The sequence below is a fragment of the Muricoccus nepalensis genome (assembly GCF_006438825.1).
GTDB lineage: Bacteria > Pseudomonadota > Alphaproteobacteria > Acetobacterales > Acetobacteraceae > Roseomonas > Roseomonas nepalensis.
The window spans coordinates 26,542-40,816 of the sequence record NZ_RCZP01000010.1 but is presented as its reverse complement, the minus strand read 5'-3'; the positions used below and the strand labels follow the sequence as shown (position 1 = coordinate 40,816).

The window sequence follows — 14,275 nt, the reverse complement described above, 5'->3', positions numbered from 1 at the left end:
GCCACCCCGGCGGAGGGTTCGGGAGGCGGAGCCTTCCGAGGGCCGGCGGCGACCCCCTTACCCGAACGCCCGCATCGGCAGGTCGAGGCCCGAGCGGGCGCGGTCCACCCGCAGCACCGGCGGCCGGCCGTGCGGCACCTGCACCGCGTGGTCCGCGTCCGCGCCGGAAAGCGACAGGCGGATCCGGCTGCCGGGCTGGAAGACCCAGGAGGTCGGCAGCAGCGGCACGCGGATCCGCACGGGCTCGCCCACCGGCAGGGGCGCCGCGTCCTCGCGCCGGAAGGAGCGGAAGGGCCAGGTGGTGCGGTAGGTGGCGGGCGCCTCGCTCTCCCGCCGGTGCAGGGCGCGCAGCACGCCCTCGGTGACGTAGCGGACGGTGCCGTCGGCCTCGATCTCGGAGAGGTAGACGAAGAGCGCGGCGTCGGGCTCGCTCGAGGTCAGCACGAGGTCCGCGACGGCGTGGCCGGTGAGTTCCGTTGCCTCCGCGAGGGGCGCGAAGGTCCAGGAGAGCAGCGCCTCGCTCCGCGCGCCCCAGTCGGCGTGGTAGGTCGTGCTGTCCACGGCCGCGATGCGCTCGTAGCGGGTGCCGCTGCCGCTGCCCCAGGCGAAGTCGGCACGCATTTCGTCGGCGGGACCGGCGGCGGTGTCCAGCGGCAGGCGCGTCGCCTCGGGGATGGGGGGCCAGGAGGGCGCGGCCTGCCAGCGCTCGGCGTGGAGGCTGAAGAAGTGGACGGGGGCCTCCGCGCGCAGGCCGGTGTCGCGGCCCATCAGGTACTCGTCGAAGAAGCGCAGCACCTCGTCGAGCAGGGCGAAGTCGGGCGCCTGCGCGCGGCGCCAGGGCGAGACGTTGCAGCGGGCGCCGTGGTCCCAGGGGCCGAGGAGGAGGTGCACGGGGTTGTCGCGCAGCGTGAGGAAGCGGGCGATCGCGCCGTTGGCGTAGCCCGCGCCGTCCATCCAGCCGGAGCAGGCGAGCACGGCCACGTCCTTCGCGATGCCAGCGCTGACGGAGTAGGGGCTGAAGGAGGCGGAGGAGAAGGTGCTGTCGTAGGGCAGCGGCTCCTCGCGGAAGCGGAACTCGCCGACGAAGTCGGGCATGCGGAAGTTGCCGCGGTGCTCGCGCAGCGCCTCGGCGAGCAGCGTGCCGTCGGGGTCCTCGTCCACGGGGTGGGGGCCCTCGAGGTCGGGGTGGGCGTAGTAGACGATGCGCTTCAGCAAGTCGCGCCGGTCGTGGTCCATGGCGACCATGACGTCGTCGTAGCCGCGCGCGAGGTCCTTCAGCAGCACGCCGCCGGGGAAGTAGTTGTCGGCGTACGTGTCCCAGACCGCGAAGAGGGGCGCGATGGCGCGGACCGCGGGGTGCCCGGTGCTGGCGAGGAAGTCGGAGGCGGCGCCGGGGTAGGAGACGCCGGTGGCGCCGAGGCGGCCGTCGGACCAGGGCTGGGCCACGATCCAGTCGGCGATCTCGCGGCTGTCCTCGCGCTCGCGCGGGGAGCGGAAGCTGTCGCGCGTGCCGAAGCTCGCGCCCGTGCCGCGGACGTCCACGACCACCACCGCGTAGCCACGGGGCACGAGGTGGCGGACGAACTTGCCGGCGTTGGGGATGGCGTCGGCGTCGCTGCCCGCGCGAACGGCGAAGCGGCGGTAGTAGGGGGTGAGGATGACGACGGTTGGCACGGGGCCCGCCGCGCCCTCGGGCAGCCAGGCATCCACCGCGATCCGGCAGCCGTCCCGCATCGTCAGGTACCGGGACGCGGGGCGCGCGGGCAGGGCGAAGGGCGCCTCGCGCGCGGCGGCGTAGGCGGAGGGGGGGACGCGCCAGGCGGCGCCCGCGCGGTCCGCGTCCGACACGGCTAGCGCTTCGCCTCGATGGCGTCCCAGATCGCGCGCTCGAGGTGCACGCCGTCGAAGCGCGCGACCTCCTGCAGGCCGGTGGGGGAGGTGACGTTGATCTCGGTGAGGAAGCCGCCGATGACGTCGATGCCGACGAAGATCATCCCCTGGCGCTTCAGCTCGGGGCCGATGGCGGCGCAGATCTCCTTCTCGCGGTCCGTCATCGTCGTCTGCACGGCCACCCCGCCCACGTGCATGTTCGAGCGCGCCTCGCCCTCGGCGGGCACGCGGTTGATCGCGCCCATCGGCTCGCCGTCCACGAGGATGATGCGCTTGTCGCCCTGGCGCACGGCGGGGACGTATTTCTGGATGACCAGCGGCTCGCGCGAGCGCTCGGTGAACATCTCGATGAGGGAGTTGAGGTTGCTGTCGTCCGGTTTCATGTGAAACACCCCGGCGCCGCCGTTGCCGAACAAGGGCTTGACGATGATGTCGCCGTGCTTCTCGCGGAAGGCGGCGATGCGGCGGCGGTCGGCCGTCACCAGCGTCTCTGGCATGAGGTCCGGGAAGTGCGTGACGAAGAGCTTCTCGGGCGCGTTCCGCACGCTGGCGGGGTCGTTCACGACGAGCACCTTCGGGTGGATGTGCTCGAGGATGTGGGTGGCCGTGATGTAGGCCATGTCGAAGGGCGGGTCCTGGCGCATGAGGACCACGTCGGCGTCGCGGCCAAGGTCGAGCTCCACCTCGGCGCCGAAGGTGAAGTGGTTGCCCTTCTCCCGCCGGACCTCCACGGGATGCGCCCAGGCCGTCACGCGGTTGCCGTGCAGCGCCAGGTCGCGGACGTGGTAGTGCCAGAGGGCGTGGCCGCGCGCCTGCGCCTCCAGCATGAGGGCGAAGGTGCTGTCGCCCTCGATCCCGATGCTCTCCATTGGGTCCATCTGCACCGCCACCCGCAGGGTCTTGGCCATGGGTCCTGTTCCTCGCGATCCGCTTTGGCGCTTTGGTCGCATCCCTCGGGCGGATGCGCCAGAGGGGGGCGGCCTGGGGGGCGCCGGCTGCGCGATCTCGCGGGCCGCGCTATGTGGGGGCCATGCAGCTTCCCCGCACCCACACCGGCAAGACCCGCGTGGCCGGCATCATCGGCCATCCCGTTGCCCATTCGCGTTCGCCCCGGCTGCACGGCTTCTGGCTCGACCGCCACGGGATCGACGGCGCCTACATCCCGCTGCCGCTCGACCCCCGGCATTTCGGGGCGGCGCTGCGGGCGCTGCCGGCGCTGGGGCTGGCGGGCGCCAACGTCACCATCCCCCACAAGGAGGCGGCGCTCGCGGCCTGCGACCTCGTGGAGGAGGAGGCGCGGCGGATCGGCGCGGTGAACACGCTCGTCTTCCACCCGGACGGGCGGATCGAGGGCTGGAACACCGACGGGTGGGGCTTCCTGCAGAGCCTGCGCGAGGGCGCGCCGGGCTGGCGAGCGGAGGCGGGGCCGGCGGTGGTGCTCGGCGCCGGCGGGGGCGCGCGGGCGGTGGCGGACGCGCTGCTGGCCGCGGGCTGCCCGCGCCTCACCCTGGTGAACCGCGGCCGCGCCCGGGCCGAGGCCCTGGCCGCGGCGCTTCGCGCCCACGGGGGCATCGTGGAGGTCGCCGACCACCCGCCGCTGGAGGGCGCGGCGCTGCTGGTGAACACCACCAGCCTGGGGATGCAGGGCCAGCCGCCGCTGGCGATCGACCTCGCGGGGCTGCCGCCGGGCGCGGTGGTGGCGGACCTCGTCTACGTGCCGCTGGAGACGCCGCTGCTCGCGGCGGCCCGCGCGCGCGGCCTCGTCGCGGTGGACGGGCTGGGCATGCTGCTGCACCAGGGCCGCCGCGGCTTCGAGGCCTGGTTCGGCACCATGCCCGCGGTGGACGCCGCGCTTCGCGCCTTCGTCGCGTCGGACATTCCCCGGACGTGAAGATCTGGGCGCTCACCGGCGGGATCGGCATGGGCAAGTCCACCGCGACGAACACGCTGCGCCGCCACCGTATCCCGGTCTTCGACGCCGACGCCGCGGTGCACCGGCTGCAGGGGCCGGGGGGCGCCGCCGTGCGCCCCATCGCCGCCGCCTTTCCCGGCACGACGCGCCCGGCCGCGGGCGGCCCGATGGTGGACCGCGAGGCGCTGCGCCGGGTCGTGCTGACCGACCCCGCGGCGCTGCGGCGGCTGGAGGCGATCGTGCATCCCCTGGTGCGGCGGGAGGAGGCGCGCTTCCTCGCCCGCGCGCGGCGGCGGGGGGCGCGGCTGGCGGTGCTCGACATTCCCCTGCTGTTCGAGACGGGGGGCGAGCGGCGGGCGGACGCGGTCATCGTCGTCACCGCGCCGCCGGCCATCCAGCGCGCGCGGGTGCTGCGGCGGCGCGGCATGACAGAGGAGCGGCTGCGCGCCATCCTCGCCCGCCAGGTGCCGGACAGCCTGCGCCGCCGCCGGGCCGACCATCTGATCCGCACCGGGCTGTCGCGCCACCACGCGCAGCGGATGATGCGGCGGCTGCTGGCGGATCAAGGCTAGGGGGCAAGCGGCCGGCAGGGGCCAGCCATGCGCCGCCGCCGTGGGGCCAAAGGCGTCTTCGTCACCATCTCTCTGTCACCCTCCGGTGAGGGAAAACAAGGGATTAACACAGTGCTGACGACCATGTTCCTCGTTGTCCTGGCCGCCCTGACGGCGGCCAATGTCGCGGCGCGGGTGGCCCTGGACCACGCCCCGATCCGCGTGCCCGCGAACCGCCGCGACTGATCCGCTGGCCCCCGCCTGAGCAGGGTTCCCCCTGGGAGCCCTGACGGGCGGAGCTGCGGCGGCGGCCGGGGGAACCCCCTTCGGCCGCCGCCCCAACTCCCCTAAACTCCCCCCATGACCCGCGCCCTCATCCTCGACACCGAGACCACTGGCCTCGACCCCGCCACCGGCGACCGCGTGCTGGAGGTGGCGGCGATCGAGGTGGTGAACCTCATGCCCACCGGGCGGTCCTTCCATCGGCTGATCAACCCCGAGCGGGACGTGCCGCCCGAGGCCGCCAAGGTGCACGGCTTCACCGCCGCCATGCTGGCGGACAAGCCGCTCTTCCCGGCCATCCTGCCGGAGCTGCTGGGCTTCCTCGGCAACGACCCCGTCATCGCCCACAACGCACCGTTCGACTTCAACTTCCTCGACCACGAGTTCGACCGGGCGAACACGCCGCGCATCGACCGCAGCCGCATGGTCGACACGCTGGTGATGGCGAAGAAGCGCTTCCCCGGCCTGCCCAACTCGCTGGACGCGCTCTGCCGGCGCTTTGGCATCGACCTCTCGGCGCGAACCACGCACAACGCGCTGCTCGACGTGCAGCTCCTCGGCCAGGTCTACCTGGAGCTGATGGGCGGCAAGCAGCCGGGGCTGGCGCTGGCGACGACGCTCGGGGGCTCGCGCTCGGGCGTGGTCGCGACCAGCGGGCCCGCCATCCGCAGGCCGCGGCCCATCGTGCCCCGCGCGGAGGACCTGGAGCGGCACGCGGCCTTCCTCGGCAAGCTGAAGGACCCGCTCTGGGCCGTGATGGACGGGGCCAGCCTAGACGGGGCGCCGCCCGCCGCGCCGTGACGCGCCGGGCGGCCCTTGCCCCCCTTCAGGCCGTGCTGCCCGCGTCCACCGTCATCACCGTGCCCGTGACCGCGGCGCCGCCGGGGCCCAGCAGGTAGGCGGCGGCGTGGCTGACCTCGGCCGGCGAGGGCAGGCGCCGGAGGGCGCTGCGGCGGCGGATCGCGTCCACCTTCTCGCCCCCGAGGCCGCTGGTCATGTCGGTCTCCATGTAGCCGGGCGCGATGGCGTTGACTGTGACGCCGACGCGCCCGAGCTCGCGCGCGAGCGACCGCGTGAAGCCCTCGAGCGCGGACTTGGAGGCGGCGTAGGCGGCCAGGCCCGAGTAGCCGGTGGTCGCGATGATCGAGGAGACGTTGACGATCCGCCCCTCGCGCGCGGCGATCATCCCCCGCGAGACGTATTTCGTGAGCACGATGGGCGCCACGACGTTGACGCGGATCAGGCGCTCGATGTCCCGGTTGTGCTGGGTGGCCAGCACCCCGTCGAGCCCGACGGCGGCGTTGTTGACGAGGCCCCAGAAGGTGCCGTGGGCCGCCGTCAGCGCGTGCACGAAGGCGTAGATGCCGTCGGGTTCGGAGAGGTCAAAGGGCGCGAAGGAGAGGCGGCCGCCGCTCGCCTCCCGCAGGGCCGCGAGCTCCGGCGTCTCGGCGCGGCCGGTGGCCACGACGCCGTAGCCCTCCTCGAGGAGGCGCTCGGCGACCGCGAGGCCGAGGCCGCGCGTGCTGCCCGTCACCAGGACGGTCCTCACGCCGCGCGCCCGGCGGGCCGCCGCTCCAGCTTGCCGCCGGCGTTGGGGCCGAGGGCCGCGACGACGCGGATGAGGGCCGGGACCTTCCAGGGCTCCAGCCGGTCCTGGCAGTGGTGGCGCAGCGCCTTCACGAGCTCGCGCCCGCCGGCCGGGTCGGGGGCGTTTGCGGCCGCGGGCACCACCTCGGCCGTGACGAGCTGGCCCATGATCGGGCTTCGCTGCGCGGCCACGCGGGCGAAGCGGATGGCGGGGTGCGCGAGAAGGACGTTCTCCACCTCCTCGGGGTAGAGCTTGTTGCCGCCGACGTTGATCATGCCGTTCGCGCGGCCGAGGAAGTGGAAGCGGTCGCCGCGGCGCTCGACCATGTCGCCGGTGTCGACGAAGCCGCGCTCGTCGGCGAAGCGGGCGCCGCCGAGATAGCCGGGCCGCACGCCGCCGTTGTGGACGAAGAGCCGCCCCTCCCGCACCTCCAACAGGGCGCCTGCCGGGCTGCCGGGATCGAGGTAGGCGGCGGGGAAGCCCGGCAGGCCGTCCTTCACGGAGAAGGCGGCGCCCGCTTCGGTCGAGGCGTAGATGTGGACGACGCGCGCCCGCGGGAAGCGCTCGGCCAGGGCGCCGAGGATGAAGCCGTCCGCGATCTCGCCGCCGAGTGTCACCTGGCGGAGAGGCAGCGACGCGCTCTCGGGCAGCATCAGGATCTTGCGCCAGAGGGTGGGCGTGGCCGAGAGCGCCGTGACGCCGCCGCGCGCGAGGGTCGCCACCTGCTCGGCCAGCGGCCGGTCCAGGCGCGGCAGCACGAGGGTGGAGCGGCTGAGGAGGCTCTGGACGAAGACCTGCAGGCCGGCGAAGCGGCAGAGATTGTAGACCTGCCCCCAGCGCTGCGGCGCGCCGCCCCTCCGCACCGTGCGGGTGAGCGAGGCCCAGCCGTGCTGCACGAGCTTCGGCGCGCCCGTGGTGCCGGAGGTGGCCAGCACCCATTCCGTCTCGATCCCCACGGGCGGCAGGGCAGGGCCCGTCGGCTCGGCCAGGCCGTCCCAGCGGAGCGCCCGGGCGGGCAGGGCGGGCAGGCCATCGCGGTCCGTGAGGAGGAGATCGGCCCCAGCCTCCGCGAGGAGGGGGGCGAGGAGAGCCGGGGCGGTGTCGGCGGCCACCAGGACGAGCCGCCCGGCCCGCCCGCCGAGATGGGCGAGCGCCCAGGCGAGCTTCACGGGATCGGCGAGGTGGAGGGCGACGGCGGCGCCGGGCTCGATGCCGCGCAGGGGGGGCGGCGGGCACGCGATCGCGTCGAAGGAGAGGGCGGTTCCCTCCCCCTCGAAGGCGATCGCCTCCCCGCGGCCCACCGGGCCGGGGGCGGCGGTCATGACGGGCGGTTGCTCTCGTAGAAGGTCACGAACTCGCCGAAGGTCTGGGGGTAGTAGGGGTCGTCGCTGAGCGAGAAGGGGTCGTAGCCGAGCTCCTCGTCGAGGCGGGCCACCAGGATCGCGAAGCCGAGGGAGTCCAGGCCGCTCTCGAGCAGGACCGTGTCGTCGGTCAGTGGTGCGCCGCTCGCGCCGTCCTTGCCCTGCACGACCTCCTCGTAAAGGGCGAGGATAGTGTTCCTGATGCTCGGGTCGGTTGTGACGATCGCGGCCTGACTGTTCACCCGTAATGCTCCTGACATGACAGCGATGTCACCTGCTGTTCATCGCGGGCTTGGCTTTAGTCCGGAAACGTGCAAGTGCCTTCGTAATGATACGGTGATCACCGCATAATCACGGCCTGTTGATCGAAAGATCAACTCTGCGTCAGATGGGATCGCGAGGGAACATGTCAGACGAAACTATGCACAGCGCCGACGTTAACACCCGTTTCGTCGAGGCTCCATCCAGATCGGCTCCGCTGAGCTTCATTGGATACTTGAAGGAGGACTACAACAATCACTACCGTGACTGGACGCTTCCTGGTTTCCGCGCCATCGCGACCTATCGGCTCGGCGTCTGGGCCTTGTCGCAAAGCGGGCTGAAAAAGAAGGCAGCCTGGTCTCTTCACACGTTTCTACGCCGGTACGTCAGGAATATTTACGGTATCGAAATCTTCGCCACGGCCAAGATCGGGCGCCGCTTTCACATTGGCCACCAGGGCGGGATCGTCATCCACGAGCACGCGACGATCGGGGACGACTGCCTCGTTCGCCAGGGCGTGACCTTCGGCGCGGTGCTCGAGCGGGACTTCGTGGCCCACGCGCCCGTGGTCGGCAACCGCGTGGACGTGGGGGCGGGGGCGATGATCGTCGGCGGCGTCAAGATCGGCGACGACGTGCGGATCGGCCCCAACGCCGTGGTCCTGACCGACGTGCCCGCCGGCGCCACCGTCTTCGCGCCGATGTCCAAGATCATGCCGCGGAGCCGGGCCGCCTGAGGCGGCGCGGCCCTCAGGCCAGCAGCACCCCGTGCTGGCGGAGGAAGCCGAGAAGCGCGAGCAGCGGCAGGCCGAGGATGGCCGCGTGCTCGCCCTCCACCCGGTCGAAGAGCTGCACGCCCGGGCCCTCCAGCCGGTAGGCGCCGACGCTCTCCGTCACGCGCGCGCCCTCGAGCGCTAGATAGGCGTCGAGGAAGGCGTCGGAGACCGGGCGCATGGCCAGGCGCGGGGTGGCCACGTGCTGCCAGATCCGCTCGCCGCCCCGCCAGCAGAGCACGGCCGTGACGAGGACGTGGGAGTGGCCGCGCAGCGCCCGGAGATGCGCGCGGGCGCCCTCCTCCCCCTCCGGCTTGTCGAACCAGCGGTCGCCCAGGACGAGGATCTGGTCGCAGCCGATCACGAGCGCCTCCGGCCGGCGGGCTGCCACGCGGCGGGCCTTGGCCTCGGCCAGCATCAGCGCGGCGTCGGCGGCGGGGAAGCCCTCGGCCCGCGCGCTCTCCTTGATGGAGCCCTCGTCCACCGCGGCGGCGACGGCCTCGAAGCGGAGGCCGGCCGCCTCCAGCAGGGCGCGGCGCGCGGCGGAGGCGCTGGCGAGGACGAGGGGGGGCGCGGGGGCCTGGAGATCGCTCATCAGCGCGCCGGCGGGCCCTGGTTGGCGCCGTGCGGCGTGCCCGGGGGCGCGGAGCGCGCGTGCCAGGCCTCCATCAGTTGCAGCACGGTGGCCGCCGTCTCCTCGATGCTGCGGCGGGTCACGTCGATCACCGGCCAGCCGCGGGCGGTGCAGAGGCGGCGGGCCGCGAGGATTTCGGCCTTCACGGCCTCGGGGTCCACGTAGTCCGTCGCGTCCTGGCGCACGCCGCCGGTGCCGATGAGCTTCAGGCGGTGGCGGCGGATCTCGAGCAGGGCGTTCACCTCGATGGTCAGGCCGATGATCGGGCAGGGGGGGTTCTCGAGCTCCACCGGCAGGGGCGCGCCGGGGACGATGGGGACGTTGGCCGCCTTGATGCCGCGGTTGGCGAGGTAGAAGCAGGTCGGCGTCTTGCTGCTGCGCGACACGCCGACGAGGCAGGCGTCGGCCTCGGCGATGCCGGCCGTGCCCTGGCCGTCGTCGTGGGCGAGGACGTAGTGCATGGCGTCGATCCGCCGGAAGTAGTCGGCGTCGAGCACGTGCTGGGCCGCCCGCTTCTCCTTCGCGGCCTCCCCGATCTCGCGCTGGAGGAGGTCGAGCGTCTGGTCGAGCACCGAGAGGCTGGTGACGCCGAGGCGCCCGCAGAACTCCTCCAGGCTGTGGCGGAGCGACTTGTCGGCCAGGGTGAAGACCACCGGCCCGGGCTCCGCCTGGATGCCCTCCAGCACCTGCTCGAGCTGGAAGCGCGAGCGCACGAGGAACCAGCGGTGCTGGATGACGTGCGGGTCCTCGAAGCGCGCGAGCGTCGCGCGCGACAACGAGTTGAGGGTCTCCCCCGTGCTGTCGGAGACGAGGTGGAGGTTGGTGGTGCGGGGCATCGGCCGGAGCCTAGACCGAAGCGGCGCCTCCTGGGGAGGACGCGACTCACGAGGGTGAGTCCTGGGGATGAATCCGGGGGCGGGACGACCCCCCATGAGTCACGGGGGCGGCGAGTCACGACTCCCGCCCCGGGGGATTGAATCGCCTGCGAGCGGCCGAGTCATCCGGAGCGAATCCCCGACTCGCCCCCGATTGCCGAGTCGCGGCGCCCGCGCGCCTGTGGAAAACCCTCGGGACGGATGGTGCCGGCGCCTGCGTCCACAGGACTCACAGGCAACTACCTACCACCCCTCCTTTCTAAGAATCCTAATTAGAGAGAAGAGAGAGGGATGGACCCGTCGGACAAGCCCTTCCTCAGAGCCCTGCGCGGCGAGGCCGTCTGGCCGCCGCCCATCTGGCTGATGCGCCAGGCCGGGCGCTACCTGCCCGAGTACCGCGCGACGAAGGAGGAGGCGGGCGGCTTCCTGGAGCTCTGCCTCAACCCCGCGCTCTCGGCCGAGGTGACCTTCCAGCCGCTGCGCCGCTTCCCGATGGACGCGGCCATCCTCTTCACCGACCTGCCGATGCTGCCCTGGGCCATGGGGCAGGACCTCCGCTACGGCCAGGGGGGCGAGGACGGGGTGGGGCCGATCCTCGAGCCCGTCCGCACGCGCGACGCGCTGGCGGCGCTTCGCCCGGGCGAGGCCGCCCGCCGCGCCGCGCCGATCATGGAGACGGTGTCCCGCATCCGCGAGGGGCTGGAGCGCGACCATCCCGGCACGGCGCTGATCGGCTTCGCCGGCGCCCCCTGGACGGTGGCCTGCTACATGATCGACGGCCGCGGCGGCCACGGCTTCCCCGTCGCCCGGCGCATGGCGGAGGAGGATCCCGCGCTCCTCGAGACCCTCTTCGAGACGCTCATCGAGGCGGCCGAGCACTACCTCGTGGCCCAGGCGGAGGCGGGGGCGGAGGCGCTGATGCTCTTCGACTCCTGGGCCGGCCTCCTGCCGCCCGACGGCTTCGAGCGCTGGGTGCTGGACCCGACCATCGTCCTGACCGCGCGGCTGCGGGCGCGGCTCGGGCCGGACTACCCGCTGATCGGCTTCCCGCGCCTGGCGGGGCCCGGCATCCCCGCCTACGCGGCGCGCGCCGGGGTGAACGCGGTGGGGCTGGACGAGACGGTGGACCTGACGGGACCCCTGCCCGAGGGGGTGACGCTGCAGGGCAACCTCGACGCGCGCGTGCTGGTGGCCGGGGGCGAGGCGCTGCGGGCGGCGACGGCGCGCATCCTCGACGCTATGCGCGGGCGGCCCTTCGTGTTCAACCTCGGCCACGGCATCACGCCGGACACGCCGATCGAGCACGTGGCGGCGCTGGTGGAGCAGGTGCACCGCGGGGCGTGAGGGGCCGCGCGGCGCCCTTCCTCACCCGGGGCCGCTCTCCCGCGCCCGCACGAAGTCGATGAAGGCCCGGAGCGGCGCCGGCACCAGGCGGCGCCCGGGGTAGTAGAGGAAGGGCCCGGAGAAGGCCGGCCACCAGGCCTCCAGCACCGGCTCCAGGGCGCCGGCGTCGAGGTGCGGGCGCAGCCAGTCCTCAAAGAGGGTGATGATCCCGGTGCCGGCGACCGCGGCCTCCACGGCGAGGTCCGTCGCCCCGCCGAGGCTGACGAGGAGGGGACCCGTGGGGTCCACCCGCACCGCCTCGCCGCCCCGCTCGAACTCCCAGGGGGGCATGGCGCCGCTCGGGAAGCGGCCGCGGAGGCAGGCGTGGCGCAGGAGGTCGCGCGGGTGGTCCGGGCAGCCGTGGCGGCGGAGGTAGTCCGGCGAGGCGGCGGTGGCGAAGCGCTGAACCCGCGGCCCGATCGGGATCGCGATCATGTCCCCCTCCAGCCGCTCGTCGTAGCGGATGCCGGCGTCGCAGCCGGCGGCGAGCACGTCCACGAAGCCGTCCTCGGCGATCACCTCCAGGCGGATCCCGGGATAGGCCGCGAGGAAGGGCGGCACGAGGCGCGGCAGCACGAGGCGGGAGGCGCTGATGGGCACGTTCAGGCGCAGCGTGCCCGCCGGGCGGTCGCGGTCGCCGCGCGCCGCGTCCAGCGCCGCCTCCACCTCGCCCAGGGCGGGGCCGAGGCGCTCGAGCAGGCGCCGGCCGGCCTCGGTGGGCACGACGCTGCGGGTGGTGCGGTTGAGCAGGCGCACGCCGAGCCGCGCCTCCAGCCGCCGCACCGCGTCGCTGAGGCCGGAGGCGCTGGCGCCGGCGGCCCGCGCGCCGTCGCGGAAGCCGCCGGCGCGGGCCACGGCGAGAAAGGCGTTGAGGTCGCCGAGGTCGTCCATGATTGTCCGCTTTCGCGCACGGGCCGTGCGGATTGTGGCCCGTTATCGCGCAGCGGGGGCCGGCCCAGCTAGGGGTGGTTCAAGGAGAGCGCGCATGACCCGCATCGACCAGCCCAGTACCTACCAGCTCGGCGACCGCCCCGTGCGGCGCCTCGGCTACGGCGCCATGCAGCTCGCCGGGCCGCACGTCTTCGGCCCCCCGCGGGACCGCGCGGCGGCGCTCGCCGTGCTGCGCGGGGCGGTGGCGGCCGGGGTCAACCACCTCGACACGAGCGACTTCTACGGGCCGCACGTGACCAACGAGCTGATCCGGGAGGCGCTTTCGCCCTATCCCGACGACCTCGTCATCGTCACCAAGATCGGCGCCCGCCGCGGCGCCGACGCCTCCTGGCTGCCCGCCTTCTCCGCCGAGGATCTGACGGAGGCGGTGCACGACAACCTCCGCCACCTCGGCCTCGACGCGCTGGAGGTGGTGAACCTGCGCGTCATGCTCAGCGTCGCCGGCCCCGCCGAGGGCTCGATCGAGGCGCCGCTGACCGCCCTGGCCGAGCTCCAGCGGAAGGGACTGGTGCGCCATATCGGCCTCAGCAACGTCACCCCCGCGCAGGTGGAGGAAGGGCGGCGGATCTGCGCCATCGCCGGCGTGCAGAACGAGTACAACCTCGCCCAGCGCCGCGATGACGCGCTGATCGACGCCCTGGCGCGGGACGGCATCCCCTACGTGCCGTTCTTCCCGCTCGGCGGGTTCAGCCCGCTCCAGTCCTCCACCCTGTCGGCGGTGGCGGAGGGGCTGGGCGCGACGCCGATGGGGGTCGCCCTCGCCTGGCTGCTGCGGCGCTCGCCCAACATCCTGCCTATCCCCGGCACCTCCTCGGTCGCCCACCTGCGGGAGAACCTCGCGGCCGCCGACCTCGACCTGCCGGCCGAGGCGATGGCGCGGCTGGACGGGATCGCGGGCGGGACGGCGGGCTGAGGCAGGGTGGGGCCGCGGTTGACACCCGCGCCCCCCGTGGGAAGCCTTCCCCGTGCCCGACGGGAAGGAAGCGCCCCATGGATCTCGCCCTCCGCGGCCGCCGCGCCGTCGTGACCGGCGGGTCGCTCGGCATTGGCCGGGCGATCGCGCGGGAGCTGGCGGCGGAGGGGGTGGCGGTCGCCATCCTCGCCCGCGACGCGCCCCGGCTGGAGGCGGCGGCGCGCGACCTCTCGGGGGAGACGGGCGGCACCGTGCTTCCCATCGCGGCCGACCTCTCGACGGCGGCGGCGGTGGAGGCGGCGATGGCCGCGGCCGAGGCAGCGCTGGGGGGCGTGGACATCCTCGTGAACAACGCGGGGGCGACGCCCATGGGACGGCTCGGCGCGACGCCGGACGCCACCTGGGCGAAGTCGATCGACCTCAAGCTCATGGGCTACGCCCGCGCCGCGCGCGCGCTGACGCCGGGCATGCGGGCGCGGCGCTGGGGGCGGGTGGTGAACATCATCGGCCGCTCGGGCCACCAGCCGCGGGCGGCCTACATCGTCGGCAGCTCGGTGAACGCGGCGCTGCTCGCCTTCACCCACGCGCTGGCGCAGGAATGCGCCGCCGACAACGTGCTGGTCACGGGCGTGAACCCCGGCCCGATCCGGACGCCGCGCTGGGACGCGCTGACCGAGCAGGGCGCGGCGCAGGCCGGGCGCAGCGCCGAGGCGGAGAACCGGGCGGCGGTCGAGGGCGTCGCGCTCGGCCGGCTGGGCGAGCCGGAGGAGGTGGCGGGCCTCGTCGCCTTCCTCTGCTCCGACCGCGCCGGCTACATCACGGGCACGATGATCGACGTCGACGGCGGCGGCACGCGCTGTATCTAGGGGGCGGGTGCCAGAGGGGCCCTCATCCCCCGCCAT

General features: G+C 73.9%; 15 protein-coding genes. 7 read left to right on the top strand and 8 right to left on the bottom strand.

What is annotated here, in order from left to right:
• Positions 1-57 precede the first annotated feature (57 nt).
• Positions 58-1,848, bottom strand: a complete 1,791-nt coding sequence (locus tag EAH89_RS12500; RefSeq protein WP_140883499.1) for a CocE/NonD family hydrolase — start codon at positions 1,846-1,848, stop codon at positions 58-60.
• A gap of 2 nt (positions 1,849-1,850) precedes the next feature.
• Positions 1,851-2,798 (bottom strand): glutathione synthase, encoded by a 948-nt coding sequence (gshB, locus tag EAH89_RS12495; RefSeq protein WP_140883497.1) that lies wholly within the window; start codon positions 2,796-2,798, stop codon positions 1,851-1,853.
• A gap of 122 nt (positions 2,799-2,920) precedes the next feature.
• Here gshB and EAH89_RS12490 point away from each other — a divergent pair, with 122 nt between their 5' ends.
• The 3 genes from EAH89_RS12490 (at position 2,921) to dnaQ (ending at position 5,436) form a co-directional block, all read left to right on the top strand.
• Positions 2,921-3,781: a shikimate dehydrogenase gene (locus tag EAH89_RS12490; RefSeq protein WP_140883496.1), complete on the top strand. Its 861-nt coding sequence runs from the start codon at positions 2,921-2,923 to the stop codon at positions 3,779-3,781.
• The gene (gene coaE / locus EAH89_RS12485) at positions 3,778-4,374 is read left to right on the top strand and encodes a dephospho-CoA kinase (protein WP_140883494.1); all 597 of its coding nucleotides are present in this window, start codon (positions 3,778-3,780) and stop codon (positions 4,372-4,374) included. The genes EAH89_RS12490 and coaE overlap by 4 nt, the downstream gene beginning before the upstream one ends.
• Before the next feature lie 339 nt (positions 4,375-4,713).
• Positions 4,714-5,436: a DNA polymerase III subunit epsilon gene (dnaQ, locus tag EAH89_RS12480; RefSeq protein WP_140883492.1), complete on the top strand. Its 723-nt coding sequence runs from the start codon at positions 4,714-4,716 to the stop codon at positions 5,434-5,436.
• Between the two features lie 25 nt (positions 5,437-5,461).
• On the opposite strand, the gene EAH89_RS12475 is transcribed toward dnaQ, so the two are convergent.
• The 3 genes from EAH89_RS12475 to EAH89_RS12465 are packed head-to-tail and all read right to left on the bottom strand — an operon-like array spanning position 5,462 to position 7,826.
• A complete protein-coding gene (locus EAH89_RS12475) occupies positions 5,462-6,184 on the bottom strand; it encodes an SDR family NAD(P)-dependent oxidoreductase (protein ID WP_140883490.1) in 723 nt (240 codons plus the stop codon).
• A complete protein-coding gene (locus EAH89_RS12470) occupies positions 6,181-7,545 on the bottom strand; it encodes an ANL family adenylate-forming protein (protein ID WP_140883488.1) in 1,365 nt (454 codons plus the stop codon). Before EAH89_RS12470 ends, EAH89_RS12475 begins: the two co-directional genes overlap by 4 nt.
• Positions 7,542-7,826, bottom strand: coding sequence for an acyl carrier protein (locus tag EAH89_RS12465; RefSeq protein WP_206667537.1), 285 nt, complete (start codon positions 7,824-7,826; stop codon positions 7,542-7,544). The genes EAH89_RS12470 and EAH89_RS12465 overlap by 4 nt, the downstream gene beginning before the upstream one ends.
• Positions 7,827-8,080: 254 nt before the next feature.
• On the opposite strand from EAH89_RS12465, the gene EAH89_RS12460 reads away from it, so the two are divergent.
• Positions 8,081-8,581, top strand: a complete 501-nt coding sequence (locus EAH89_RS12460) for a serine O-acetyltransferase (protein WP_206667536.1) — start codon at positions 8,081-8,083, stop codon at positions 8,579-8,581.
• A gap of 13 nt (positions 8,582-8,594) precedes the next feature.
• Here EAH89_RS12460 and EAH89_RS12455 read toward each other — a convergent pair whose 3' ends face one another.
• The gene (locus EAH89_RS12455) at positions 8,595-9,212 is read right to left on the bottom strand and encodes a Maf family protein (protein ID WP_140883483.1); all 618 of its coding nucleotides are present in this window, start codon (positions 9,210-9,212) and stop codon (positions 8,595-8,597) included.
• Positions 9,212-10,087, bottom strand: a complete 876-nt coding sequence (locus tag EAH89_RS12450) for a pyruvate, water dikinase regulatory protein (RefSeq protein ID WP_140883481.1) — start codon at positions 10,085-10,087, stop codon at positions 9,212-9,214. Before EAH89_RS12450 ends, EAH89_RS12455 begins: the two co-directional genes overlap by 1 nt.
• A gap of 330 nt (positions 10,088-10,417) precedes the next feature.
• Here EAH89_RS12450 and hemE point away from each other — a divergent pair, with 330 nt between their 5' ends.
• Positions 10,418-11,470, top strand: a complete 1,053-nt coding sequence (hemE, locus tag EAH89_RS12445) for a uroporphyrinogen decarboxylase (protein WP_140883479.1) — start codon at positions 10,418-10,420, stop codon at positions 11,468-11,470.
• A gap of 21 nt (positions 11,471-11,491) precedes the next feature.
• Here the strand turns inward: hemE and EAH89_RS12440 are convergent, their stop codons facing one another.
• Entirely contained in the window at positions 11,492-12,400 is a 909-nt protein-coding gene (locus tag EAH89_RS12440) for a LysR family transcriptional regulator (RefSeq protein ID WP_140883477.1), read from the bottom strand.
• Between the two features lie 94 nt (positions 12,401-12,494).
• Between EAH89_RS12440 and EAH89_RS12435 the strand changes: the two genes are divergently transcribed.
• Together EAH89_RS12435 and EAH89_RS12430 are read left to right on the top strand one after the other, a co-directional pair.
• The gene (locus EAH89_RS12435; RefSeq protein ID WP_140883476.1) at positions 12,495-13,373 is read left to right on the top strand and encodes an aldo/keto reductase family oxidoreductase; all 879 of its coding nucleotides are present in this window, start codon (positions 12,495-12,497) and stop codon (positions 13,371-13,373) included.
• Positions 13,374-13,450: 77 nt separating this feature from the next.
• Positions 13,451-14,239 carry an SDR family oxidoreductase gene (locus tag EAH89_RS12430; protein WP_140883474.1) on the top strand — a complete coding sequence of 263 codons (789 nt, stop codon included), beginning with the start codon at positions 13,451-13,453 and terminating at the stop codon, positions 14,237-14,239.
• Positions 14,240-14,275: the final 36 nt, after the last annotated feature.

Bases quoted from the DNA above. Each gene is read 5' to 3' on its own strand.
- dnaQ (WP_140883492.1), top strand. From the start codon at position 4,714: ATGACCCGCGCCCTCATCCTCGACACCGAGACCACTGGCCTCGACCCC.
- EAH89_RS12490 (WP_140883496.1), top strand. From the start codon at position 2,921: ATGCAGCTTCCCCGCACCCACACCGGCAAGACCCGCGTGGCCGGCATC.
- EAH89_RS12440 (WP_140883477.1), bottom strand. From the start codon at position 12,400: ATGGACGACCTCGGCGACCTCAACGCCTTTCTCGCCGTGGCCCGCGCC.
- EAH89_RS12455 (WP_140883483.1), bottom strand. From the start codon at position 9,212: ATGAGCGATCTCCAGGCCCCCGCGCCCCCCCTCGTCCTCGCCAGCGCC.
- gshB (WP_140883497.1), bottom strand. From the start codon at position 2,798: ATGGCCAAGACCCTGCGGGTGGCGGTGCAGATGGACCCAATGGAGAGC.
- EAH89_RS12450 (WP_140883481.1), bottom strand. From the start codon at position 10,087: ATGCCCCGCACCACCAACCTCCACCTCGTCTCCGACAGCACGGGGGAG.
- hemE (WP_140883479.1), top strand. From the start codon at position 10,418: ATGGACCCGTCGGACAAGCCCTTCCTCAGAGCCCTGCGCGGCGAGGCC.
- EAH89_RS12435 (WP_140883476.1), top strand. From the start codon at position 12,495: ATGACCCGCATCGACCAGCCCAGTACCTACCAGCTCGGCGACCGCCCC.
- EAH89_RS12470 (WP_140883488.1), bottom strand. From the start codon at position 7,545: ATGACCGCCGCCCCCGGCCCGGTGGGCCGCGGGGAGGCGATCGCCTTC.
- EAH89_RS12430 (WP_140883474.1), top strand. From the start codon at position 13,451: ATGGATCTCGCCCTCCGCGGCCGCCGCGCCGTCGTGACCGGCGGGTCG.